The organism is Moorena sp. SIO3A2 (assembly GCF_010672265.1).
GTDB classification, from domain to species: Bacteria; Cyanobacteriota; Cyanobacteriia; order Cyanobacteriales; family Coleofasciculaceae; genus Moorena; species Moorena producens.
Window position 1 is genome coordinate 543 of the sequence record NZ_JAAHHC010000059.1, and the last position, 24,059, is coordinate 24,601.

At 43.6% G+C, this 24,059-nt stretch carries 22 protein-coding genes and 1 tRNA gene; 14 read left to right on the forward strand and 9 right to left on the reverse strand.

The window, feature by feature from the left end; all coding sequences use genetic code 11:
- From F6K64_RS33290 to F6K64_RS33300, 3 genes are all read right to left on the reverse strand, one after another.
- Window positions 1–710: PD-(D/E)XK nuclease family transposase (locus F6K64_RS33290; RefSeq protein ID WP_287267610.1), on the reverse strand; the 710-nt coding region annotated here is incomplete at its 3' end.
- Window positions 711–786: 76 nt separating this feature from the next.
- Complete coding sequence (locus F6K64_RS33295; protein WP_287267612.1) at window positions 787–1,791, reverse strand: PD-(D/E)XK nuclease family transposase; 1,005 nt, start codon at window positions 1,789–1,791, stop codon at window positions 787–789.
- A gap of 307 nt (window positions 1,792–2,098) precedes the next feature.
- Window positions 2,099–2,296 carry a hypothetical protein gene (locus F6K64_RS33300; RefSeq protein WP_131826841.1) on the reverse strand — a complete coding sequence of 66 codons (198 nt, stop codon included), beginning with the start codon at window positions 2,294–2,296 and terminating at the stop codon, window positions 2,099–2,101.
- 180 nt (window positions 2,297–2,476) lie between these two features.
- Between F6K64_RS33300 and F6K64_RS33305 the strand changes: the two genes are divergently transcribed.
- A complete protein-coding gene (locus F6K64_RS33305; protein WP_008191396.1) occupies window positions 2,477–4,189 on the forward strand; it encodes a dynamin family protein in 1,713 nt (570 codons plus the stop codon).
- 24 nt (window positions 4,190–4,213) lie between these two features.
- Here F6K64_RS33305 and F6K64_RS33310 read toward each other — a convergent pair whose 3' ends face one another.
- Entirely contained in the window at window positions 4,214–4,354 is a 141-nt protein-coding gene (locus F6K64_RS33310; protein WP_154659988.1) for a hypothetical protein, read from the reverse strand.
- A 682-nt stretch (window positions 4,355–5,036) separates the two neighbouring features.
- On the opposite strand from F6K64_RS33310, the gene F6K64_RS33315 reads away from it, so the two are divergent.
- Window positions 5,037–5,210, forward strand: a complete 174-nt coding sequence (locus tag F6K64_RS33315; RefSeq protein ID WP_008191390.1) for a hypothetical protein — start codon at window positions 5,037–5,039, stop codon at window positions 5,208–5,210.
- A 115-nt stretch (window positions 5,211–5,325) separates the two neighbouring features.
- Here the strand turns inward: F6K64_RS33315 and F6K64_RS33320 are convergent, their stop codons facing one another.
- Window positions 5,326–5,760 (reverse strand): SRPBCC domain-containing protein, encoded by a 435-nt coding sequence (locus F6K64_RS33320; RefSeq protein ID WP_008191388.1) that lies wholly within the window; start codon window positions 5,758–5,760, stop codon window positions 5,326–5,328.
- Window positions 5,761–5,923: 163 nt separating this feature from the next.
- Between F6K64_RS33320 and F6K64_RS33325 the strand changes: the two genes are divergently transcribed.
- From F6K64_RS33325 to F6K64_RS33345, 5 genes are all read left to right on the forward strand, one after another.
- Complete coding sequence (locus F6K64_RS33325; RefSeq protein ID WP_008191386.1) at window positions 5,924–6,559, forward strand: DUF4129 domain-containing protein; 636 nt, start codon at window positions 5,924–5,926, stop codon at window positions 6,557–6,559.
- A 41-nt stretch (window positions 6,560–6,600) separates the two neighbouring features.
- Entirely contained in the window at window positions 6,601–7,719 is a 1,119-nt protein-coding gene (locus F6K64_RS33330) for a DUF4350 domain-containing protein (protein WP_008191383.1), read from the forward strand.
- A gap of 135 nt (window positions 7,720–7,854) precedes the next feature.
- Window positions 7,855–8,805 (forward strand): AAA family ATPase, encoded by a 951-nt coding sequence (locus tag F6K64_RS33335; protein WP_008191379.1) that lies wholly within the window; start codon window positions 7,855–7,857, stop codon window positions 8,803–8,805.
- Window positions 8,806–8,836: 31 nt separating this feature from the next.
- Window positions 8,837–10,243: a DUF58 domain-containing protein gene (locus F6K64_RS33340; RefSeq protein ID WP_008191377.1), complete on the forward strand. Its 1,407-nt coding sequence runs from the start codon at window positions 8,837–8,839 to the stop codon at window positions 10,241–10,243.
- A gap of 143 nt (window positions 10,244–10,386) precedes the next feature.
- Complete coding sequence (locus F6K64_RS33345; protein ID WP_008191375.1) at window positions 10,387–11,757, forward strand: zinc ribbon domain-containing protein; 1,371 nt, start codon at window positions 10,387–10,389, stop codon at window positions 11,755–11,757.
- A 32-nt stretch (window positions 11,758–11,789) separates the two neighbouring features.
- On the opposite strand, the gene F6K64_RS33350 is transcribed toward F6K64_RS33345, so the two are convergent.
- Window positions 11,790–12,752, reverse strand: a complete 963-nt coding sequence (locus tag F6K64_RS33350) for a stage II sporulation protein M (RefSeq protein WP_008191372.1) — start codon at window positions 12,750–12,752, stop codon at window positions 11,790–11,792.
- Window positions 12,753–12,831: 79 nt separating this feature from the next.
- Here F6K64_RS33350 and F6K64_RS33355 point away from each other — a divergent pair, with 79 nt between their 5' ends.
- From F6K64_RS33355 to F6K64_RS33375, 5 genes are all read left to right on the forward strand, one after another.
- The gene (locus F6K64_RS33355) at window positions 12,832–13,740 is read left to right on the forward strand and encodes a hypothetical protein (protein ID WP_008191370.1); all 909 of its coding nucleotides are present in this window, start codon (window positions 12,832–12,834) and stop codon (window positions 13,738–13,740) included.
- Window positions 13,728–14,540, forward strand: a complete 813-nt coding sequence (locus F6K64_RS33360; protein WP_008191368.1) for an RDD family protein — start codon at window positions 13,728–13,730, stop codon at window positions 14,538–14,540. The genes F6K64_RS33355 and F6K64_RS33360 overlap by 13 nt, the downstream gene beginning before the upstream one ends.
- 205 nt (window positions 14,541–14,745) lie before the next feature.
- Window positions 14,746–15,012 (forward strand): extracellular matrix/biofilm regulator RemA, encoded by a 267-nt coding sequence (gene remA / locus F6K64_RS33365; protein ID WP_008191366.1) that lies wholly within the window; start codon window positions 14,746–14,748, stop codon window positions 15,010–15,012.
- Window positions 15,013–15,036: 24 nt separating this feature from the next.
- Complete coding sequence (gene gmk, locus F6K64_RS33370; RefSeq protein ID WP_008191364.1) at window positions 15,037–15,591, forward strand: guanylate kinase; 555 nt, start codon at window positions 15,037–15,039, stop codon at window positions 15,589–15,591.
- 236 nt (window positions 15,592–15,827) lie between these two features.
- Window positions 15,828–16,154 (forward strand): DUF3082 domain-containing protein, encoded by a 327-nt coding sequence (locus tag F6K64_RS33375; RefSeq protein ID WP_008191363.1) that lies wholly within the window; start codon window positions 15,828–15,830, stop codon window positions 16,152–16,154.
- A gap of 443 nt (window positions 16,155–16,597) precedes the next feature.
- On the opposite strand, the gene pabB is transcribed toward F6K64_RS33375, so the two are convergent.
- Window positions 16,598–18,094, reverse strand: a complete 1,497-nt coding sequence (pabB, locus tag F6K64_RS33380; RefSeq protein ID WP_008191361.1) for an aminodeoxychorismate synthase component I — start codon at window positions 18,092–18,094, stop codon at window positions 16,598–16,600.
- A 362-nt stretch (window positions 18,095–18,456) separates the two neighbouring features.
- Window positions 18,457–20,034 (reverse strand): dynamin family protein, encoded by a 1,578-nt coding sequence (locus tag F6K64_RS33385; RefSeq protein WP_202799293.1) that lies wholly within the window; start codon window positions 20,032–20,034, stop codon window positions 18,457–18,459.
- 309 nt (window positions 20,035–20,343) lie between these two features.
- On the opposite strand from F6K64_RS33385, the gene F6K64_RS33390 reads away from it, so the two are divergent.
- Both F6K64_RS33390 and F6K64_RS33395 read left to right on the forward strand, forming a co-directional pair.
- Window positions 20,344–21,186, forward strand: a complete 843-nt coding sequence (locus tag F6K64_RS33390) for a pentapeptide repeat-containing protein (RefSeq protein ID WP_008191356.1) — start codon at window positions 20,344–20,346, stop codon at window positions 21,184–21,186.
- Between the two features lie 133 nt (window positions 21,187–21,319).
- Window positions 21,320–21,390, forward strand: a tRNA-Cys gene (locus tag F6K64_RS33395).
- A 58-nt stretch (window positions 21,391–21,448) separates the two neighbouring features.
- On the opposite strand, the gene F6K64_RS33400 is transcribed toward F6K64_RS33395, so the two are convergent.
- Window positions 21,449–24,052 (reverse strand): MBL fold metallo-hydrolase, encoded by a 2,604-nt coding sequence (locus F6K64_RS33400; RefSeq protein ID WP_008191354.1) that lies wholly within the window; start codon window positions 24,050–24,052, stop codon window positions 21,449–21,451.
- Window positions 24,053–24,059: the final 7 nt, after the last annotated feature.

Consider the following 24,059-nt stretch of genomic DNA (forward strand, 5'->3'; position numbering starts at 1 on the left):
AGCATACTAATTTCATACCGTTTATCTTCCAGATATTTCTGATAGGCTGCCTTTTCTGTATTTGGTAGACTCTCAATCCTCAGGTTTTCCTTGGCTTGGGCTAATCCCCTGGCTTGGAAGTCTTCCTTGATTTCACTATTTTTTAGGAAATATATCCATTCATCCAAACTGTTTCTGGTCACATCATTAAACTGTTTGACTCTCAAGATGTAATATTCCGGAAATATCTGGTACACCTGCTCAATTTTGAACAACTCCTTCTGGAGATTTGATGGCTCTAGTCTATCCTGGATATGACGTCCGATAAAATCTAATTTTCCCTGATAAATGTAATCTTGTCCTTGGCCGAGGGGAAAGTAAACTATATTAATGGAGTAGACTTTTTTGACTTTACTATAAGGCTCTCCTTTATCCAGATATTCGGTAATCAGAGTCGAAACTCCAAATAACATCCGCTGAAAGTAATCATTTTCCGAACTATTTTGAACTTCCACCAGCAATAACTCCCCAGCACTATTGAGAGCTAGAATATCCACCCGGTTGAGTTTATTGTCTTGTGTCCCTCGATTACTTTCGCTTTCTAATATCGATTCAATGGTAATCACTTCCCCGAGTAATTCGCTGATAAAGCCTTCGAGGACAACATAATTAGCTTTATCCCGCAGTTGTTTTTTGATCGCCCAGTCAAAGCGTATGTGTGTTGCTGCCATGATTAGTCTTGCTATCTACAAGCACTATGCCATCTCGACTTAATCTCTTTTAGACTTCTAGTTTAACACCTGGCCATTACTTCGGCAGATGTTGGCTAAACTCATCTAAAGAACTAGCTGTTAATGCCGTTGCCATCAAGTTGTCCACTTGTTGGATATCTAAGCCTTGTATTGTTTCAGATATCTCTGAAGGAATCGTTCCAAATCTTAGTTGGAGTATTCGCTCCAAGCTAGCACGACGTTCTTGTTGAATGCCCTGTTCTATGCCCTGTTCTATGCCCTGTTTTATTCCCTGTTTTATGCCCTGTTCTCTACCCTGTTTTATGCCCTCTTCTCTACCCCTTAATTCTCCGACTGCCTCTGCCCCTTCCAGCATACTAATTTCATACCGTTTATCTTCCAGATATTTCTGATAGGCTGCCTTTTCTGTATTTGGTAGACTCTCAATCCTCAGGTTTTCCTTGGCTTGGGCTAATCCCCTGGCTTGGAAGTCTTCCTTGATTTCACTATTTTTTAGGAAATATATCCATTCATCCAAACTGTTTCTGGTCACATCATTAAACTGTTTGACTCTCAAGATGTAATATTCCGGAAATATCTGGTACACCTGCTCAATTTTGAACAACTCCTTCTGGAGATTTGATGGCTCTAGTCTATCCTGGATATGACGTCCGATAAAATCTAATTTTCCCTGATAAATGTAATCTTGTCCTTGGCCGAGGGGAAAGTAAACTATATTAATGGAGTAGACTTTTTTGACTTTACTATAAGGCTCTCCTTTATCCAGATATTCGGTAATCAGAGTCGAAACTCCAAATAACATCCGCTGAAAGTAATCATTTTCCGAACTATTTTGAACTTCCACCAGCAATAACTCCCCAGCACTATTGAGAGCTAGAATATCCACCCGGTTGAGTTTATTGTCTTGTGTCCCTCGATTACTTTCGCTTTCTAATATCGATTCAATGGTAATCACTTCCCCGAGTAATTCGCTGATAAAGCCTTCGAGGACAACATAATTAGCTTTATCTCGCAGTTGTTTTTTGATCGCCCAGTCAAAGCGTATGTGTGTTGCTGCCATGATTAGTCTTGCTATCTACAAGCACTATGCCATCTCGACTTAATTTGATTATACTGGATCAGTGGCTCAGTCCTGAGCAATGGTCTTTAGACAAACCTAGCCAAGAGGGATTAAACTGAAACAATAAGCAATAAGCGAATTTTATCCATTTGAGTTGGTTACCGTGAGAGAGATTTTAAAGGTTATTCTTCCTCAACTGCGTCAGCACTTCGAGAAAATTTACAACGATATGAGGGGATTCGGGTCTCGTCAACATTGGGACTCTACCCCCCGATTCATAATGCGATGTTCCGTTCGCGAACGCAAACTAGAATCGAGTGAAATAATATTCAGGGGTAATCCCTGATGGCTGAGTCTTGTTAAGATGCCATGTTCCGTTCGCGAACGCAAACCAGAGTCGAGTGAAATATGTTGACGGCTGACGGCTGAGTCTTGTTAAGATGCGATGTTCCGTTCGCGAACGGAACAAGGAACAGCTTCGCGATCGCATTAGACAAATGACCAATGACTACTGATTAATGACTAATCAAGGGATGATCCCTGACAGCTGAGAGCTGAATGTTTACCTGATCAGTGTTTTTGGCGATATCCTTTTAAAAAAACTATAATCAATCTACCATAGCTAGAAAATTGACTAATTATTTGGTCCTAATTTAGGATAGTATAATCTAGGGGAGTAAGATTAATGAACAATCAAATTATTGATCAAGTATTGTACAACCACAAACTTTATATTGATGACCTATTACAAGATTTGCATAAATTTGTTATTCAAATCAATAAACCGGAATTACAGTCAAAAATAAGGACGATACAAAAAAATAGTAATGAACCGTTTTTGTTAGTTATTGTTGGAGAAGTAAAAGCCGGAAAAAGTAGCTTTATTAATGCCATAATTCAAGAAAAAATTTGTCAAACTGATGTTGAGCCATGTACGGATGTTATTCAAAAAATTGTTTATTCAGAGGAGCAGTTTGAAAAAGAAATTAGCCCAACGTTACGAAAAATTGGTTTACCCATTGATATCTTGAAAACTTTATCAATTGTCGATACTCCTGGAACGAATACGATTCTGGAAAACCACCAAGAGATTACTGAAAACTATATTCCTAACAGTGATTTAGTGTTTTTTGTCTTCTTCGCTAAGAATCCCTATCATAAAACAGCTTGGGAACTCCTGGATTATGTTAGTGAGCAATGGCGTAAAAAAGTAGTCTTTATACTTCAACAGTCTGATTTAACTAAACCAGAAGAATTAAGCCGAAATACTCAGAGAGTTAAAGACTATGCTAGTCAACGACATATTGAGTCTCCTATAGTTTTTGCGACATCAGCGGAATTAGAAAACAATGGGAATGAGGAGGGGAGTGGGTTTAGGGAAGTGAGAGGATTTATTAATGATATGGTTACCGGTGGGGAGACTTACAAAATTAAACTTAAATCAATTAGCGATCGCACTCAAAACGTGATTGATGAATTAGAGCATGAATTAAAATCTATCCAACGGCAACTAGAGCTGGATAAATCATCAGTAGAACGAATCAAAACTAAACTAGCTGTCGGTGAAAAAAAGTCTCAAGATGACATTACTAAACTGGTGGATAAGTTGGCTGCCAACTATGATCTAGTTGCTGAGCAAATAAAATCTGATTTTAGCGCTGGTTTCACCTTTCCTAAACTAATCAATAAGTCCGTTGTTGGTACCGTTAAGAAAAATGCCTCAATCCAAGCCTGGATCGATCAGATCAAGGCTAAGTATGAACCAGAGCTACAGCTCTCGTTAGAAGAAACCTTAAAAGAGGGGACACTCCATTTTTTAGGGGATATTAAAAACCTAATTGATTCGTTAATACAAGATTTGGAGACTATCCAGAATTATTCCAGTAATAGCAATCTATCTATCCGAGTTATGGAGCGCCGTCATGAGGTGTTTGAAGACGTTAAGCAAAAAGCGTCTAAGCTCCTTGAAGATGCTGAGTTTATCAATTCCTTAAAATCAAACGCTAGTGGAGTCGCTACCAATATATTAGGTGGAGCGGCAGTAACAGTAATTGCTGGCCTATTTATGGCGATAACGGAAATAGTAATATTGGATCTTATCGGTGCTGCGTTTGCCGGAGTTGGAATTTTAGTCTCCGGGGGAGCGCTTTATCTGAAAAGAAGAATGATAATTAGCAAGATTGGCAAAAAATTAGAGAGTGATAAAACTAAGTTGATATCTGATATTCATCAGCAACTTACCTTAAAGTGTACTCTGATTTATGAAGAAATTAAAAGAGTATTTGGAGATTTAGACGATTATGTTGAAAAAGAAGAAGAAGGACTAGAACCAATCCTTAAGGACTATAGAACAATCCAGAGCAAGGCTAGAGATTTATTAGTGATTAGTAATGATTAATGGTTATTGGCCGTAACTATTGGGTTATGGCCGATGAATCTGTTCACTATTGCTGGCACAATCATAGTTGTTGAGGCCAACATCTAGAGTACTCATGCCCTGAATAGCTTTAACTGGTAGCTGTATTGCTAGCTTTACTGGTAACTGTACTGATCTCTCAATCAATCCCAAAATCTACTAAACATCACGGGGGAGCACTGTGGCTGTGGTAGTTCTAGCAACTTTAGCTATAGAAAGGCTATCAAATGTGATAGTATAACCTTGAGTGAAAAATTGGGTAGTTTCAGGGGTGAGGTCTATACGCCTCTAGCTTTAGATACGGGGTTAGTCTGACCCCTCACTTAAAAGAATTGAGCTTTTAAAGTATTGAGCGATTCGGCGTTTTATTTCTTTTATTTATGTTATAATGCTATGGCTGGCCTACCACAGGTGAAAATTCGTCGGTATCACCAATTAATCTACGACGTAAAGCGATGGTAGTAGCAAGGGAGCGAAAAACCCTTAAAACGCATGGACTCGACAGAGTACCGACCAAAGCGCCAAAGTTAGTTTTTTTAGTGAAAGGTAGGGCGGGGCACGCCCAAACCCTGGATGACTTATTCCAGTACGCTTGTGGAGATCAGACCGCTGGGTACACTTGCTCAAACTAGATAATACGTTTGTACACGGTTATTCGGTGCGAGGAACGGCAAAACCCTTGTGTATTAAAGTCAGTTCGTCGAAGCAAGAATCCCCCGGCATAAGCGCCGTGGGGAGTGTCAATGTAAGCCTAACTTGGTCAACTTAGACCAGACTTAGCTATATAATAAGGTATTTTTGACTCTAACTCAGGAGTCCCAGGAGGGATATGAGCAGCACAGATAGCAATAAAGACAAGGAACTCCAATTCACTGCTAAAGGAACTGGATCCTCTGGATACATCGATAGGAAACAGCTGAGCGTAAAGCCATTACCCCAAAATCGTCCTATTGCTACAAATGTTAGTGAAGGGACAGATGAACTAATGGGCTATCTTGACTAAGGGATTACTTGTCTGGTAAACCAGTGCTTCCGGGTGTGGTTAAGTCGTTAGTGTCTACAGTGTCATCTTTAACACTTCACCCGGATTAAGCGTGTGCTAGCGCCATACTAACGTTCTAAAACCCCTCAGCATAACGCTTCAACTCCCATGCCATTCGTTTAATACCTCGTAACTCATCCTCTCGGATAAACGGTAGAAACACCCGAGACAATATACCGGAATAAGAGTGTTTGTGGACGTATTTGGTACGACCCACTCCTATTTCTTGCAAATCAAATACACATTCACTACGAAAGCCAGGGATAGAAGACACCCAACTTAGACACACACCAGGCTGAAGTTGTGTCACCAATGGCTCAAATTCTGTCTCTTCTTCATTGGGAAGCCGTCGCAGCGACAGAAAGACTTCTTTCCCCTGCTCAAACCGTAAAGTTGAGTCACAATCAAACAGAAATGTGTTCCAGTACTTCCACTGCTGTTTATGGAACAAAATTTGCCAAACCTTCTGCCTTGGGACATTGATCTCAATGTCAGTATAGAGACTTGTCATGTTAGTAAATAGCAGTTTTACCGGCTTCAAGTACTGTTATTTTAGATTATGGTAAATGGGAAAGCATAGAAGGGTGGACTACACACAATAATAACACGGATGCACGGATGACTTAATCCATGCCCTAAATCCGCTGTTTGATATTATTAGTTATCAGTATCTTATGTCTACTGGTTCCTTTGAAAAAAACAGTTTGGATTGGCAGTTGCAGCTGCTGCAACGACAATTCGGGGAGTGGTGGGAGCTGACAATGTCTCAGGTGCCTCTTGACCAACCCCAAAGCTCACTGCCATCTTGGTTACTGTCTCCTATACTAGGCCAGGGGATTAGGATAACGTTTTGGTTACTTGTGGCTGTAATCCTAAGCTGGCTAGGGGTGCGACTGATCAGAGCATTACATCCTTATATTATTTCTTATTACCAACAACTTACTCAAGCTGCAAACAGAGTGACAAAACGACCAGTTCGAGAATTATCAGTGGTCAATTGGTGGGAGCGATCGCAAAACTATCAGCAGCAGGCTAACTACAGGGAAGCCTGTCGTTGCTTGTATATGGGGATGTTGCAGCAATTACACGATACTGGCATTGCCCCTCGCCATCCTAGTCGCACGGATGGAGAATATCTACAACTCATCCAGCAATTACCGCAACCTAAACCATACCAAATCTTACTGATCACCCACCAGCAGTTGTGTTTTAGTAACGCCGAAGTCTCTAGTCAGGTTTTTGAACGGTGCAAGGAGGCTTATCAACAGATGAAGGTTGTTCGCGTAGCGTGGCCGAAAGGCCAAGGATAAAGTATGTTCGCGTAGCGTGGGTGAAAGGCCAAGGATGAAGGATGAAATTTCCTAAGCGTCGGTTAGGGGTAATTAGTGCGATCGCAATCGTGGTACTAATGATGATTACCCTGGTAGCTGCTCCAGCTAATAATAAAATCAATAGCGGTTCTACTTACAGCCGCGCTCCCTATGGCTATGGCGCTTGGTACGCTTACATGGCAAAACGGGGAACTCCTGTACAGCGTTGGCAAAAACCCTTTGAGGATTTAGCGAATCAGACGGATGCTCAAGGCTCGGTTACCTTATTGCGTGTCACTAGTTGGTTGACAGTAGATGCTATTTATGGTAAAGAGCGAGAATGGATTAAACAGGGCAATAGGATGGTGATTTTGGGAGTCAAGCAGCCGGTTACTGACGCTGCTTTTAGTACTCTCCAAGAGGCTTCCACGGGAAAGGTTAAGGTTAACACCAGGCGGCGATACAAGGGTAATCAGGGGAAGAAAATTTTAAGCGATCGCTTTGGTGCTGTGGTTTGGGAAAAGCCTATTGGTGATGGTAGAGTTATCTTTGCCACTACATCGGATCTGGCTGCCAATGCCTATCAGGACTTTCCGGCTAACTATGAATTATTAGCCCAACTGGTTACTCCCTTGAAAGCAGAGGGGAATTTAACTAAGCAAAATCCCGTTTGGGTGGATGAATACCTCCACGGTTACAAAGATGTAGATGTGATCAAGCGAGAGGTAGGTGAGACTCTATTCAGTTATTTAGCGAAAACCCCTCTGTTGCCAGCCTTTATCCAAGGATTAATCATTCTTCTGGTTGCCATCTGGGCTCTGAATCGCCGCTTTGGACAACCATTGACCTTATCTGAACCAGTGGTGGATAACAGCGAAGCCTACATCCGAGCATTAGCAGGTGTTTTGCAAAAAGCAGGCAGCAGTGAGTTTGTGTTGGAAGTTGTGGGAAAAGACGAACAACTGCAACTGCAAAAAGCACTGGGATTAGGACAGACTCTGCTTGAGGATCAAGCTCTAATTGATGCTTGGGTTGAGCAAACTGGACGTCCAGCTACAGAACTGAAACAATTGCTGGAAATTCAATCTAGTAAACGTCGTATTAGGGAGTCAGACTTACTAAAATGGTTGGGAAAATGGCAGCAAATTCGTGTTGATTGATGGGATTATCAGAACTGCCCGATTGTGTAAACTACCGCATACCAAGCTAACTAATCCCAACCCCAATCAACCAGAGTTTGCCCATGCTATTGTGGTACCACGAAAACTGTCCCACAGGATAGCGAATCAACCCAAATGAGCAATGATATCCCTGTCTTGAACCGCCTCAAGCAAACCCTTGGCAAAATAATTGTCGGTCAATCCACCCTAGTCGAACAGTTACTCGTAGCGTTGCTTAGTGGTGGACATGTCATTATTGAGGGGGTACCAGGAACCGGTAAAACCTTGCTTGTCAAAGTTTTAGCAAGGCTAATCCAAGCCGAATTTCGGCGGATTCAGTTAACCCCAGATATTCTACCATCGGATATTTTAGGAACCAATATCTTTGACCTGAATACCCGCAACTTTACCCTCAAAAAGGGACCAGTCTTTACTGAGATTTTGCTAGCTGATGAAATTAACCGCACCCCACCCAAAACCCAAGCAGCGCTGCTAGAGGCAATGGAAGAGCAGCAAGTCACCTTGGACGGGGAAACATTGCCCCTATCTGAATTGTTTTGGGTGATTGCTACCCAAAACTCTCTAGAATTTGAAGGCACCTATCCCCTACCAGAAGCTCAGTTAGACCGATTTTTATTCAAGCTGGTAGTGGATTACCCAGATGCAGCGGCAGAAAAGCAAATGTTGCTCAATACTCAGAAAGGATTTCGTGGACGCCGTTTGGATTTAGAACGTCTGAAACCTCTAGCAACTGTAGAACAAATTTTGAGTGCTCGTCAAGAGGTTAAAGCTGTCCAAGTAGACGAGAAGGTGCTGGATTATTTGCTAGCCTTAGTTCAGCAAACCAGGCAAAATCCTGATTTAGCCTTGGGAGCATCCCCGAGAGCTGCTGTAGCTTGGTTACAAACCAGTAAAGCCCAAGCTGTGTTATCAGGACGGGATTATGTGACACCGGATGATGTAAAAGCGATCGCACTCCCTCTACTCCGTCACCGTCTGATTCTGAAACCAGAGGTGCAGTTAGATGGGTTACAGATCGATAGCGTAATAGCTTCATTACTCAAGCAAGTTCCAGTGCCTAGGTGAGTGGCTCAGCACTCAGCACTCAAAAAAAATTATGATTCCCTCACAACGAACCTATTTACTGTTAATACTAGGTATTGCGATCGCATTATTACTCGCTACTGTTTTTAATCAGCAAATCAGTCTAATTAGTACTCTTGTCTTTGATGGAATTGTCCTTGGTATAGCCTTATGGGATGGAAAACGGGTCAAACCTAACCGAGTCAAGGTAACCCGCACCCCTTTACAACGGTTATCCATTGGGCGAGATAATCCGATCGTGCTGTCAGTGGAATCTAGAAATCAGGTTGCTCGAATTCTGATTAAGGACTACTATCCATTAGAGTTTGCTGTTTCCACCCCAACCATCACTGCTACCCTTGACCGGAATAGTAACAAGGAACTAACCTATACGGTTCACCCAGCCAAGCGAGGTCAGTTTCACTGGGGAGATATTCACGTGCGCCAGTTGAGTCCTTGGGGCTTGGTGTGGCATGATTGGAAAATCCCAGGGAGTCAGAACGTAGCAGTTTATCCAGACTTAGTTAGTTTGCGATCGCTTTCTATTCGCCTGACCCTGGAAAATACTGGTACCATCGGCCGTTCCCGACGCTTGGGTGGTGGCACAGAATTTGCTGAACTGCGGGACTATGGCATTGGTGATGACACTCGCCTGATTGATTGGAAAGCCACCGCTCGCCGCTCTCGCCCTTTAGTAAGGGTGCTGGAACCGGAAAAAGAGCAGACTTTAATTATATTACTGGACCGGGGACGGTTGATGACTGCACAGGTACTTCAACTGAAGCGGTTTGATTGGGGATTGAATAGTACTCTAGCCCTAGCATTAGCTGGGTTACATCGGGGCGATCGCGTGGGCGTGGGTGTCTTCGATCGAGACATAACGACCTGGATTCCACCAGAACGGGGTCAACATCAACTATCGAAACTCATAGAACGCCTCACTCCGATTCAGCCAGTGTTATTAGAACCGGACTATTTTGGTGCTGTATCAAAACTCGTGAATCAGCAAACTCGTCGTGCTTTAGTCGTACTGATTACAGACATCGTGGATGTTACTGCTTCCGCTGAATTGCTAGCAGCCCTAGAACGCCTCACCCCTCGCTACTTACCGTTTTGTGTCACCCTTCGAGACCCCCTTGTTGACCAATTGGCGCACACTCCGCCTAATACAGCTGAGTTAGAGAAAATTCCTAGTGAAGACCAGCTTTGGCACAGGGAATACCAGGCCCAGGGGAGAAATAGCATTAGTGTTGATCTCAACCCTGACCCGGGGCAAGCCGCTTATACCCGTGCTGTGGCTCTGGATTTAATTGCCCAGCGCCAAGTTGCCTTTGCCCGGTTGAAGCAAAAAGGAGTTTTGGTCTTGGATGCACCAGCGAATCAGATTAGTCAGCAACTGGTTGAGAGCTACTTACGAGTTAAAGCTCGGAATCTACTTTGAACAAACATGCGACGCATTCCCCCACCTGGCCGTAGGCCACGCTGCGCGAACGCTCAGGTGGGGGTCAAGGAGCATTGATAAGTCGATTGCCATCTTATCTTTTGTAGGTTAAAATATTAACTATAGGAGATTTTATTAAACCAGTGAAAACGCCAACTAAAGTTATACGAACTGACAAGTGGCAACTTAGTCCGACCCCCGATCAAAAACTACTATTAGGGGAAACGGTTAAAGTATATCGCCGCGCTTGTCGGTATTTGGTTGGTATTATTTATACTCATTGGTCTGAGCTTGGCAATTTAACAGCAGATCAATTAACTCCTGCTGTTGAGCGGCTAATGCACCAAACAGCCAAGCGACCTGACATAAAATATCCCCAGTTCAATAAGACTTTTTATAAGTTTCCTAGTTACTACCGTCGAGCAGCAATTGCATTTGCAGCTGGGCAGGTTAGTAGCTATGTAACTCGATACCGCGAATGGCAATCTGGTAGTCGAAAAAGAAGAGATAGTAAGCCACCAAGATTAAATGCTGATACTGGCTGCTATCCAGCTTTGTACAAAGGACAGTGTTACAAGCTGCATGGTTTCGACCAAGTAGAAATCAAAGTTTTTGATGGCCAAAACTGGGTCTGGACTATGGTTCAAATCACCGGTTTAAGAGAGCGCCACCAGGTGACTACAAACAAAATGATGTCTCCGTCGTTGATTTTCAATGATAGGTGCTGCCATCTGTCTGTTCCATTCACTTGTAAGCCAGAAAAACGCAAACCAGAGGCTAATGTTACTGCGGTAGATTTAGGTATAAACACTACTGCTACCGTAGCAGTCGTAACCCATGACGGCACTGTAATCCATCGTGATTTTCTTCACCTTGGAAGAGACATAGACCGCAGGGATAAACGACTAAAGTCCGTATCAAAAAGAGCATCAAAAACGATGGGCAGAGGAGGAAAACTGCATAAAGGGTTTTGCTCCAAGACTTATCAAAAGTGCCAAAGAATTAATAATCAAATTAGCCATGTTGTCTCCAAGCGGATTGTAGAGATTGCTGAAAAGTTTAATTCTGTTCGCGTAGCGTGGCCTACGGCCTTAGCAATTGTCTTTGAGAATCTTTTGGGGTGGAAGCCAAGAGGTGGGAAAAAGCGCTCTAATTTAAGGCAAAGATTCCACGGATGGCTCAAAGCAAAAATTCGCAGCTTCACGGAAATGAAATGGGCTGAATTAGGTGGCAGAGTAATAGAGGTTGTTGCTGCCTATACTTCAAAGTTGGCTTTTGATGGCTCTGGTACGGTCAAACGAAATTCCCAACAATACTCCAAGGCAACCTTCCCTTCAGGTAAGCGGTTTAATGCAGATTTAAACGGTGCTTACAACATCGGTGCTAGAGGTGTGCTTAAACTCGTTCGTAGAAATAGCAACGAGGGTCGTTCCAGCAAAAGCTCTGGACGACCGCCTAGAAGCTGGGCGTGCTTGTGTGACCTGTGGACTAGGGGTAGTTCCAGGTTAGCATAGGACACCACCACCTCGTTCAGGTGGTGGAAGCTTCATGTATCCTCAAGTTTCTGACTACTACAATATATAACCAAAAGGGTAAACAGTCCGATTCCAACCAAATACTTGAGGAATGATGGCACTAAGGGACTGGGAGATAAAAACCCTTCAATAATACCAGCAATAATCAACATCGGCACAATCCCAAACATCAACTGAGCCGCTTGGGAGCCATAAAATTTCAATGCATCTACCCGGCGATATTGGCCTGGAAACAGAATTGCTCTAGCGATGAGTAAACCAGCTCCACCAGCAAAGAAGATAGCGGGTAATTCCAGGGAACCATGGGGAAACACAAATGCCCAGAAGGGATAAGCTAAGTTATTTTGACCCACTAAGGTTCCAATGGCACCAATCAGTATTCCGTTGAATGCCATGATATATAGGGTAAAGGCACCGCAGGTAATCCCACCAGCCACTGCCCGAAAGCATACCGATATATTGTTAATCATAATGCCACTGGAGGCTAAGGGTTTCATGCCCAAAATCGAACCCATCCACAATTCCTGGCGATCGCGTACTTGTTCAATTAACTGTTCCGGAACCACCAGGGAGATAAACACTGGATCTTGCCAAGCCAACCACCAGGCAATTAAGGCTCCGAGCAGAAACACTGCGGTTGCGATCGCAATATAACTCCACGTCTGTTGCACTACAGCAGGGAAACCCCACCGACAAAACTCCCCTAAGCCTTGCCAGTCTTGACGGCGAGAACCTTGATAAACCTGGTTATAGCCCCGAGAGGTGAGTCGTTGTAAATCCTTGACCAGGGTATGGCCTACTTGGTTAGTTCTAGCACGGGCTAAATCCGCTGAGACGGAGCGATACAAACTAGCGAGTTCCTTGATTTGGGATGCTGGCAAAGACTTGATTCCTCGTTTCTCCACTTGTTGCAGGAGAGTATCCAACTGTTTCCAATTTGCTTCCCGCCGCCCAATCCAACGTTTAATATTCATAAAGTTTCCGTGTAATTTTCCTAAACCTCCCTTAAGATAGCGTTAAAACTTGTCTTGCCATCAATAGCCCCATCGACCCATGTCTTATGAGCCTAGTCCCAACCAATCTTTAGGACCACTCAGTATTGGTAATGTCGTTAATGTCGGTTTGCGGATCTACCGCGACAATTTTAAGTTATATTATCGTCTAGCTTTTATCGGTTATCTATGGCTATTAGTTCCCATATATGGCTGGGCTAAGTTTTGTGCCATGTTTGGGCTAATTTCACGTCTAGCCTTTAGGGAAATCATTGAACGTCCAGAAACAGTGAATGAGGCTCGCCGCCATGTCAATGCTCGGATGTGGAGTTTTCTCAGAGCAGGCATCCTAGTATCCTTGATAACGTTTGGAGCAGCAATCCTAGTATCCTTGATAACTTGGGTGGCAATAATGGTAATTATTGTTCTTCTTAGTATCTTGATCGGAGTCCTTGCTTCAATTTCTGGGAATAGCAGTACTATTTTAGATAGTCTCGATACTCTCCCTGAGAATAGTGTTGCTATGCTTATCATAGGATTTCTGGTTTTGAGTATTTTTATGATTGCTTTTTTATTTGGATTTATCTGGTTTATATCTCGGTTGTTGATTTATGAAATAACCCTGGCTATAGAAAATTCTATCGGTGCCAGGGCAGCCATTGGTCGCAGCTGGAAATTAACTCAGGGATTTATATTACGTATTCAAGGGATAGTAGTTGTTGGATTTTTAATATCACTACCAATTTCGATTGCTGTACAGATAGCTACATTCATCATACAAACTCTATTATCTCTTTTGTTTCCTCAAGAATCAGCAATTTTTATCTGGCTTTATTTAGTGCTAGTTTTTGGGTTGAGCTTTGCTAGTGGTGCCTTGTTGGTTCCTTTCTGGCAAGCGATTAAATCAGTGATATACTACGATCTATGTAGTCGTAAAGAAGGCATAGATTTACAGCTATGGGGAAGCTAAGCTCAACACCGATTAATTTTTTTAATCGAGTCACTATACAAACCCCAGAAAGTGTTGAATTAGAATTAACCTTAGCAGGGATTGGCAGTCGAGCTTATGCCTTGCTAATTGATTATATTGTCTTAGGATTAATTTTATTAGTATTTCTAATTGCTTGGGGCTTTTTATCTTCCCAACTGCTGGACTTATTAGACTATTTTTTTGGTATTAATGATTTAGGGTTGTGGCTATTAGCCATTTATCTATTTATTACTTTCTCGATTTACGTGGGTTATTTCGTTTTGTTTGAAACCCTATGGCAGGGACAAACACCAGGTAAGCGCTATGGTAAAATTCGTGTCATTCGTGATGATGCTAGACCAGTGAGACTACAGCAAGCTACCCTACGTGCTTTGCTGAGACCTGTTGATGATTTATGGTTCCTGGGAGTATTTTTAATTATCTTTAGCAAGGGAGAGAAACGCTTGGGAGATTGGTTAGCAGGAACCCTGGTAGTCCAAGAAGAGCAGCCTATGGCTTCTGCTAGCTTCGAGATCTCCGATCAGGCTCAAGCCTTAGCCAATCAGCTCCAAACCCAGGCAGATTTCTCCCCCTTGCAGCCAGAAGACTTTGCTATGATTCGAGAGTATTTGCAGCGGCGGGAGGCAATGACATTTCAGGCAAAAGCGAAGTTAAGCCGACAACTGGCTGATCAGGTCAAAGACATGATTGCCTTGGAAAAGGTACCGTCAGTTGTCACGGCTAACTTGTTTCTGGAGGCTGTGTACCTTGCCTATCAGCAGTTATCATCCCAGGATTAGTGACCCACGCACCCTTGCTCCAGCTTGAGCCATGGGTTGGTTATCTGGGAACAAAATACCCTATGCACTCAAGAGTTAAGACGGATGATTCCCTAAAATCTGGTAAAAAACCGGATTTTAGGCTTGTAAGGCTAAATTAATGTCGCTACTATTGTACTTGAATACTTATACTAGCTTCTCATCCGGCTTTTGCCGTTAGTTGCTCATGGACATTCAGCTGATTAATATTGGTTTTGGTAACATTGTTTCAGCAAACCGAGTTGTAGCAATTGTTTCTCCAGAGTCTGCTCCTATCAAGCGGATCATTACTGAGGCAAAAGAGCGTGGATATCTCATTGATGCAACCTACGGGCGTCGCACCAGAGCGGTAATTGTGACCGATTCCAGCCATGTCATCCTCTCGGCAATTCAGCCAGAAACTGTTGCCCATCGCTTCGTTATCAATAAAGATAGTCACAATGGTAACCATTAAGCTTGAAGCTTAACTAGACTCAACATGGAAGCAGGGAGACTCATTGTATTGACTGGTCCTTCTGGTGTTGGTAAAGGAACCTTGCTGCGCCAGCTCCTGAAGCGACACCCGGAACTTGAGCTTTTGGTTTCAGCAACCACCAGGCAACCACGTCCTGGGGAGGTGCATGGGAAACACTATTACTTTGTCACTCGTGACCAGTTTGAAGAAATGATCATAGGGGATGAGCTTTTAGAGTGGGCTGAGTACGCTGGTAATTACTACGGTACACCTAGTTTGCCAGTCAAGCAGCTTCTTGAGAAGGGTAGGTCAGTTATTTTAGAAATAGAATTGGTTGGGGCAAGGAAAATCAACAAAACCTTTCCCTCTGCCCTGCGTATTTTTGTACTACCCCCAAGTCTAGATGAATTAGAGCAGCGGATTCGCTTGAGGGGTAAGGATAGTGAAGAAGTAATCGCCCAACGCCTTTCTATTGCCAAAGCCGAAATTGAAGCTGCTGATGAATTTGATGTGACTATTGTTAATCAAGACTTCAAAGAAGCCCTACAAAGGTTGGAAGCAGCTATCAAACCATCTTAAAACTAAGTATTACACACAAAGGTAATTACACACACACAAAGGTAATATTATATCTGGTAGCTTCGTTATTGATCCTGGTATCGATAACTGGTTGAGATCTGTCAGGTTAGAATCCCCTGTGGGTGAGCCTCCGGAGAGTTCAACGAGTAGAGATAACACCTAGTACAGATAACAAGCTACTGGATAATAGTTTAAACCCTGCTTAATACTTGCTGAATACTGGTCACTAATGACTAATGACAACATCTAACCAAGACACGGAAACCCCTAACAGTACTCAAGCGCTACCTTCCCCCTGGCGCTGCCTTACGGGAGCATTGATTTCTGGAGGATTGACGAGCGCTATTTATTTTATAACTGCCTCGATTGCTACAACCTTTGCTAATAAACCCCTCACCTCTAACTCTCAGACAGCCCTCAAAATTGCGATCGCAGTTCGGACGCTGGTAGTGGGAGTCAGTACCCTAGCCACGTTTATCTTTGGTATTACTACCATTGGTTTGGTAGCTTTGGCAATTCAACAACTCTACCGAACGAAGTTCGGCACTCTACCGCCCAAGTGAGGGTCTACCGATAGGTTATTGTCTGGTAGTTGTTGACTTTCACTACAGCAGTGGACAAAAGGGTTAACTAACAGATATGGTCAATTAACAAACAATTAACAATTAACCATCTCGGTTTGTAAACCATCTAAACTCCAATTCCCCTCCCGTTATAGCCCTTAGACAAGCGCGGGAGACGGGGCGTATAAAGTGCTCCTGCAGGTGACCCACACAGCCCCTTGGAAATTGGATACCGAATTTGTTGCGTATCCTAAATATTTCTGCTATAATAGATATATTATTACACTCGTTCGCTTAGCGTCTCCTAGGGAGAGAAGAGTGTCGGTTTAAGTGCAAGCTGAAAAGCCTCTGCTGGAAACTTAAATCAACAAAAACCTTGAAAAAGTAAGCCCAAGGATTTGATCTGAGGGTGTAGAGGCTGTTTGGTTCAGCCGTTAAGGGTTTTATACTCTTAAGAATCCCTCGCTATAATCTCGTGATTTAGCGACGGGAGTATCAACAATCTCAAACAACTCTGGAGAAAACTCTCCACAAACCGTGTAGACAATCCCACGCACTAGGGCTTCAGCCTTGAGTAGGGTTTCTTCAAATTCCAGCTGGGGATTTGATAACGCAATCAGAGCACCACCGATACCAATCGATACTTGATTGGGAGTAATCTCAGCAGTTCGGATCACAATGTTAAGGTCTGCAGCACCGTTGAGTGCGAGAAACCCGATCGCTCCGGAATAGATTCCCCTGGCCTGAAGTTCCAATCGATCAATAATCTCCATGGTTGAGATCTTAGGAGCACCAGTCATGGATCCTCCAGGAAATGTGGCACGGATACAGTCTCCCACCCTTACATCTGGACGCAAACGACCCCGAATTGTACTCACCAGTTGATGAACTGTGGCATAGGTTTCCACATCCATTAACTTAGGGACATGGACACTGCCAATTTCGCAAACCCTGCCCAAATCGTTCCGAAGTAAGTCTACAATCATTATGTTTTCACAACGGTTTTTTTCCTGAGTGCGTAACGCTTCGCACAACAGTCGATCTTCTTCTTCTGTTTGGCCTCGTGCGGCAGTTCCTTTGATGGGTTTAGATTCCACCCAACCTGAGGGGTCAATTTTCAGGAATCGTTCTGGGGATGAACAAGCCACAGCTAGCTCGCCAAATTTTAGGAAGGCAGAGTAGGGTGCAGGATTGAGTTGGCGCAACCTTCGGTAAAATGCCAAGGGGTCAAGTTCGATATTGGCATAAATTTTGTTAGTCAAGCAAATTTCGTAGCTTTCTCCAGCTTTAATTTGATCGAGACTTTCTTGAATATCTTCCAGATATCTCTGGTAGGAACGACTCAATCGAAAGCTAACTTTTCGATGAGTATAGTCTAACTCAATGGGAGGCAAAGGAGGTAGAGTACAAAGCTGTTTTTCGATACCTTCAAACCAAGCATTTGTTTGCTCAGTTTCCCCTTTTTTAGTCAGACACAACAGATAGGTTACTTGCTCTTGATGGTCAAAAGCAATAATTCGGTCTGCTAAGAGAAACATCGCATCTGGAAATTGCGATTGATGGACTATATTTCCTCCACATTCTGCTTTTAGTTCGTAACCAAAGTAGCCAACAAAACCACAGTTAAAGTCAAACGGAAGCCCTTCTAAACAGTTGTATCGACGCTCAAGTTCTCTGTGTAGATAGGAGAAGATACTTTCTCTACGATGTGTTGTTTGGCCTGAGCAGTTAATGGTAAGTTTTTGGTCAGTAATCGAGTATTGCACTACCAGGCTGTTTGGTCCTGTACCATCTCCCATAAAAGAAAAACGAGATAGACCAGGTTCTACGCGAGAGCTGTCTAGCCAGAATGCTGTCGGTTGTGAGCCAAATAGATGAACAAACACTCGTTCCGAATCAGGGTAGACCGTGAGCTTGCGACTATGAATATTAAAAATCATTTGATGAAACAGCCGTGACTTAAGCATTCAGCCGTCAGCTATCATGCTTAAAATAAACATCGACAGGGAGAATTTAATAGTTCGAGATTTTACAGAATTGAAAGTGTGGGCAAAAGCCCATCTAAGCATATGCGCTACGCGCACGCGTGCGCGTTCAGCAGTCAGTGGTCAGCGGTCAGTGGTCAGCTTATTTTATTCAAAAGCACGGATTGCGCTACGCGCACGCTGCGCGAACAGTAACCTGGCCAATAACTGATAGCTGATAGCACCTCAAGTAGCACCATCTGTAGCGCATAAGCTGATAACTGATAGCTGATAGCTAATAGCTGATAGCTGATAGCTGAATGCTTACGCTGTGACAGCTATAGCTGCTCTACCTCCTTTAAAATATCGTTAATCTCCTGCCGGAGACTTTGTAAATTATCCTCCAATGATTGACTGGCAGCGAGTTTATGCTCAATTTCCCCCAGTCTCGGCTTCAGAGAGTCAGTGAACTGCTTGAGGCTGTTTACCAATTCTTGCTGCAAACCTTGTTTTAGCTTATCGGTATAGTTATTCTGCAACTCACGCAAGGTTTCATCAAGCTGTTGGGTTGCCTTATCACGCTGCTTAGGAACCGCATTGAAGCTAAACATGGTCAACATCAGAGCTAGTACAAAAGCTGACAGATCAAATAGTGCAGCAGTGGCTACCACATGTCCGCCAATTCCTGTTGCTGCGGCGGCAGTTCCCAAGGTCAAAAAATTGTTGAGTCCCTTTTCTGAGGCTACCTTAAGATTTTCAGAGATAGAAGTGGTATCAATTTTACCACTATTAAGTTCGGGAACCTGAAACGAGTCTTCTGAGAGGCTTGCTGCTACTTGTAAATCTTCCCTAGCTTCCCGAATAATTTGTTCTCGATATTTCACAAGAGTTGATGCTGCTTCCTTAACAATTTCCTCCATCTGCTGCTCAAGTTTTACCTCCTTAATCGCCCTAGCTACTTTTTCTTCCAGTAGGTCGTCTTCCCTAATAATACGCTTTTTCAATAGGCTAATGAAGGCGAAATTATCCTGGATTACTTTATGTAATTGTTGAATTAGATTGGTAAACAGGTCACGAATTTTTTCTCTAAAGACACCAAAAATCAGGTCATATTGCTCAATTCGCTCATCGATTCGCAACAGAGATCGGTCAAATATCGTCTTTTCGGCAATGACTTTCTGCCGTGCCTCATGGTTCTTTTTCTCTAACTGCTCTAGGTAAACTAACAAAGAGTTCTGAGGACCCTGAAGTTTTAGCCGTATTTTTTCGGTTTCTGCCAGAAACTCTAGTAGGAAGTCTCGTAGGGTGTCGATGTCGTTGCCAGTGCGTGTTGATACTGTAAATAAAGGTGGTACTTCTGTAAAGACATCATGAAGTCCATCTTTGACGTGTGAGATAATCTGTTCACTCTCTTGTGGGGTGACCAGATCCACTTTATTAATAATAACGATTACTTTACGTACCCAGATCTTACTGACTAACGAGAGAAAGTCCAGCTCTGATTTAGTCAGAGGTCGTTCCACTGAGGTGACAAACAGGATGATATCAGCATGCTGTAGATAATTCTCTGTAAGTTCTTGGTGACGTTCAATGATAGAGTTTGTGCCTGGGCTATCAATAAAGACAATGCCATCAAACCCCTCTGGGTAATAGGGTTGAATCGAGTTTGTGGTCGGAAGTATGCCCACAGCAGCTAGCTCGTCATTACTCAACCGATTCAGCACACTGGATTTTCCGGCATTAAATTCTCCACAGACAAAGATCGAGAAGGGATTTTCCAGTTGCTGTTTGAGGGCATCAAGATCAGGGCAAGAGACATTGAAAAGCAGCTCTGCTTCCACAAAGAGTAGTTTTACACCTTTGATGGTGTTGAGGCTGCGGTTAAAGAGATGCTCTTGTTGAACAGGAAGGGTCACCACGTTACTATGAGCGAAATGAGCGAACAGATCTCATTATATTAGCAAGTATTAGCAAGATACAGAAGAATAAATCCAAAGCATACGCTAATTAACCATAGGCCCAGCGTCACTTTAAGGTAAGTTTATTGACTGGCGGGATAGATTACCCTCACTTCCGTGATCAGTTTAGCCGTGAGGTCACCAACCTCGATTAACCAACCATTAACACTTGAAAGTCTGGCTTGCTAGATTAGAAACTGAAAGGCTTGACAGCCTGACGCTGATACTATCTCAGCTCTAACTGGCTTCCCAACGCTCCAAATAACTATGAAACTCCCAAAAGATCGTATCCCTGAAGACCAAGCCCACCAAGTATTCGCCCTAGCGGCTCAACTCTATGCTCAGCACAACCAAAGCTATTCTGTAAAGGAGTTGATTGAAGCAGGTAAAGAGGCACAAATTCCGCCAGAATTTATGGAAAAAGCCCTTGCTGAGATTAAAAAGCGATCGCATTCTAAATCCCTACTCCCCAAACATCATAGTAATCGGTCTGGTCTGATGTTGATTGGTATGGGTACAGTCTTACTCGCTCTTGCGGGTATAGGATGGTTAGCTAATTTTGTAGAACCTAGACGAGTCGCAGAAGCGGAGCTATTGGAATCTACACCAGTCCCAGAAGCAGCGCCAACAGAGGTAAGTGTGCCTCAAGACCAATCCACAGCGTTTGGGGATAATCTAGGGTCAGGGCATATTAATAAGTGTACACCCCTGATCGATAAATACCTCAGCGGTGCTAACCTAAGTGGAGCAGATTGTACGAATGTGGACTTGTCAGGAGCAGATTTGACTAATGCTAACCTGACTGGTGCTAATTTCAGCCGTGCTGATTTAAGTCAGGCTAACTTAAGTAATGCCAATCTCACTGGTGCCGATTTTGCTGGAGCAGATTTAGCCAATGCGGATTTAAGCGGTGCTAACCTGACTGGTGCCAATTTAAGTAATACAGATTTAAAAGGATCTAACTTGACTGGTGCCAATCTCAATGGTACCGATCTGGCGAGGGCAGACTTAGAAAGGTCTGATCTCAGGGATGCTATGACCAATGGTGCTAATTTCGAGAATACTAATCTAAATCAGGTAACTTGGCCTAACGGTAGCATTAACCAGTAAAAAAACTACTTATAAGCGTTCTTTGCGTCTTCGTTGACTAGGTCAGCACCGGAGAAAGGGGACGCACTGGACGCGGAAAAATTTGTAATATGGGTAATTAAACAGAAATAGTATGATATAATAAGAAACTAGTGGCGGCATAGCCAAGTGGTAAGGCAGGGGCCTGCAAAGCCTTTATCCCCAGTTCGAATCTGGGTGCCGCCTTTTTTAAATGGATAAGCTCGGGAAAATCTCGGAGATATTGAGTAGGAGAGCGCTCCTGCTAGTAATCAACTTCCTCTGCCAACAGAAGGTCAGTGTCAAGAGTTGACAAATCCTGGACTTTAGATTGAAATTGATCACAGATTGCCAAGGGATCAACCCTCCGCTCAAACAAAGGACTATCAGGAGATTCACAAAATCTACCACTGAAAAACTGACACACGGCACAGCAATCCTTTCCACTCTTAAGCCCTGCTTCAATTTCTTCTTCCTGAAGTATCATTTCCGGTTGCATGGGAGCAAGCTTGAGATTCACACCATCCCATCGCGCTTTGATAATGCCGCTGATACTCAAGGTCTGCCATCGAGGGTCTTTTTCCACTACCTCTTCGGGAACTCGCAACCAAGCATCGGTCCCAAAGGTCTCCACCATCACGTCAAACTCTTGGGGTTGCTGAATCTTAGCAAGCTGCTGTCGGGAAAGCTGTTCCGGTGCTACTCCTAATTCAATTTTATCCCCCACAGCAGGAATATGAATATAGAACAAGGACTGATTGTCTCCAGACCGGGCTACTTGGTGTAAGGCTTCTAATTCTCCGTGAATTAAGACTAGGTGCTTGGGCTTTACCTTGTTGATTACTTGTCCGAGTCCCACCTTATCGGTATGGGCAGAGAGGTTAAACCGTTTGATTTGAGCTTTGACGGTAATTGGTTTCCCATCTAGTTCAATAGTGTCCCCAGTCTTGAGACTTTGCAGGAGTCGGCCAGGGGATTCTTCATCAGTGTAGCCAGAAATAAAGATGGCAGCATTCTCTCGCTCTAGCAGTACTGAGGCATAATAGACTGAAGGTCCACCGGTCAGCATACCGGAACTGGCCACAATTACACTGGGTTTTGCGATCGCAATCGGACGTTCCCGAAAGTGTTCGATAGAAATAATCGGGGGTGTACTGGTTTTATCAAAGAATGGTTCCTGGCCGTTAATCTTAACTAAGTTTTGAACTGGAACAGGTAACAAGTCCAGGTTTTCTCGAAATACCTCTGTGACTGCTCTGACCAATCCATCCACAAAGATGGGAACTGTTAATTTATTAAATAACTTGGAGGTGCGGATCCCTAACAAGATTTCCTGAGCTCTACCCAAGGCAAAAGAGGGAATCAAGACATTGCCCCCAGCTTGCACTACTTCAGCAATGGATTCCATCAATGCAGTTTCTTGATTTCTTCTAGCGGGGTGGACAGAGGAACCATAGGTAGACTCAGTAATTAAAATATCCGCTTCAGGAAGCTCAGCTAAATTCAATCCGTTAGTGGTGCGACTATTGGTGGTGTGGAAGTCTCCGGTGTAGAGTAAAGACATATCCTTATAGCGCAGATAGATACAAGCCGCACCCAAGATATGCCCGGCATTGATAAACCTTACCATTAGTCCTGGTAAGGGCTCAAAGTCTTTGCCTACTGGTTGAGTTTCCAATTGAAACAAGGTTTGTTCTAAATCGGCCTCATCAAATAACTCGGGAGAGTCTTCATTCAGTTGCTGTATCTTCAGTCCATCCCTGAGCATGACATGGGCAATTTCTCTGGTGCCATGAGTGGAAATCATCCGCGCACCAGGGTAGCGGCTGTGAAAGACGGGGACAGCACCAAGGTGGTCTTGATGGCTATGGGAGATCAGGAGCAGGTTAGGATTATCCAGATAGTCCAACGCGGGCAAAGGGTCGTAGCCTTTGGGTCGAGTGCCACAGTCTAAAACTACTTCATAGGGACCAATCAGAATTTTGAAACAACTGGCACCAATGCTTCTAGCTGCTCCTAAAGGAGTAACAATTAAACGATCATAGGATTGAGAATCAACACTTGCAGATGGGATATCCGGAAACTGGTAATAATATACATGGATATAGTTTCCCTTCAAACTCACTCGTGCTTGTTGCTGGGTTGAAGGGGAGAACGCTTCCCATTCCCATCTTGTTCGACCTCGCTGTTTAGGCAAGTCTAATTGCCAATCGTTGACACCAGTTTTCTGTTTCAACGTGGCTAAGACTCTATCAATGGTTTCCGTCGGGGGAGCAGCTAGTGTGGATTTGGAGGGATTTAGGTCATCTGATAGCCTGGTCAGAGCCTGCTGTAACAAGGTTGTTTGGGTTTGTTGAAATGTTGACTCATGTTTATACTTCCTAGACTCGACCGGTTTGTGGCTGCGGTTTTTCTTCGAAGCTGGGCGGCTATTGGAATTGTGCTCTACTTGGGGTAAAGCTCGATGTAAAATCAGGGTATCCCGTTGGCGCTTAGCAACTACTTCCCACAGTTCCCCAATTTTCATGTGCTTGCTAGAGCCTAAGACACTGATTTTTAGGGTTTTCTGTCCTGGTCTGGACACTTTAAGTTGTACAAACTGTCCCCGTTTGCCTAACTGCACGACTCTGCCAGCGATTAACCATTGCTCCTCCTGGACTGTCTCAGTCATCGCTTCTAGGTAGAGAGAGCCAATTACACCATCTGAGCTAGTATTAGGGGCGACTTGCCAGGAATGGATTCCAGTAGGAATCTCATCAGTGGGTAAGGTTTTGATTTTGAATCGAAGGCCATCCTGACTTAGGAGATAGTTTACCTGAGCTACTGACTCGATGTTTCCAGTTAAGGTGCATTGGATGGTGTTGGTCATCGCTGTA

Coding starts and splice junctions, on each gene's coding strand:
- F6K64_RS33350 (WP_008191372.1), bottom strand. CDS start 12,752: ATGAATATTAAACGTTGGATTGGGCGGCGGGAAGCAAATTGGAAACAG.
- F6K64_RS33375 (WP_008191363.1), top strand. CDS start 15,828: ATGACAACATCTAACCAAGACACGGAAACCCCTAACAGTACTCAAGCG.
- F6K64_RS33390 (WP_008191356.1), top strand. CDS start 20,344: ATGAAACTCCCAAAAGATCGTATCCCTGAAGACCAAGCCCACCAAGTA.
- F6K64_RS33320 (WP_008191388.1), bottom strand. CDS start 5,760: ATGACAAGTCTCTATACTGACATTGAGATCAATGTCCCAAGGCAGAAG.
- pabB (WP_008191361.1), bottom strand. CDS start 18,094: ATGATTTTTAATATTCATAGTCGCAAGCTCACGGTCTACCCTGATTCG.
- F6K64_RS33325 (WP_008191386.1), top strand. CDS start 5,924: ATGTCTACTGGTTCCTTTGAAAAAAACAGTTTGGATTGGCAGTTGCAG.
- F6K64_RS33360 (WP_008191368.1), top strand. CDS start 13,728: ATGGGGAAGCTAAGCTCAACACCGATTAATTTTTTTAATCGAGTCACT.
- F6K64_RS33355 (WP_008191370.1), top strand. CDS start 12,832: ATGTCTTATGAGCCTAGTCCCAACCAATCTTTAGGACCACTCAGTATT.
- gmk (WP_008191364.1), top strand. CDS start 15,037: ATGGAAGCAGGGAGACTCATTGTATTGACTGGTCCTTCTGGTGTTGGT.
- F6K64_RS33330 (WP_008191383.1), top strand. CDS start 6,601: ATGAAATTTCCTAAGCGTCGGTTAGGGGTAATTAGTGCGATCGCAATC.
- F6K64_RS33335 (WP_008191379.1), top strand. CDS start 7,855: ATGAGCAATGATATCCCTGTCTTGAACCGCCTCAAGCAAACCCTTGGC.
- F6K64_RS33305 (WP_008191396.1), top strand. CDS start 2,477: ATGAACAATCAAATTATTGATCAAGTATTGTACAACCACAAACTTTAT.
- F6K64_RS33340 (WP_008191377.1), top strand. CDS start 8,837: ATGATTCCCTCACAACGAACCTATTTACTGTTAATACTAGGTATTGCG.
- F6K64_RS33315 (WP_008191390.1), top strand. CDS start 5,037: ATGAGCAGCACAGATAGCAATAAAGACAAGGAACTCCAATTCACTGCT.
- remA (WP_008191366.1), top strand. CDS start 14,746: ATGGACATTCAGCTGATTAATATTGGTTTTGGTAACATTGTTTCAGCA.
- F6K64_RS33295 (WP_287267612.1), bottom strand. CDS start 1,791: ATGGCAGCAACACACATACGCTTTGACTGGGCGATCAAAAAACAACTG.
- F6K64_RS33400 (WP_008191354.1), bottom strand. CDS start 24,052: ATGACCAACACCATCCAATGCACCTTAACTGGAAACATCGAGTCAGTA.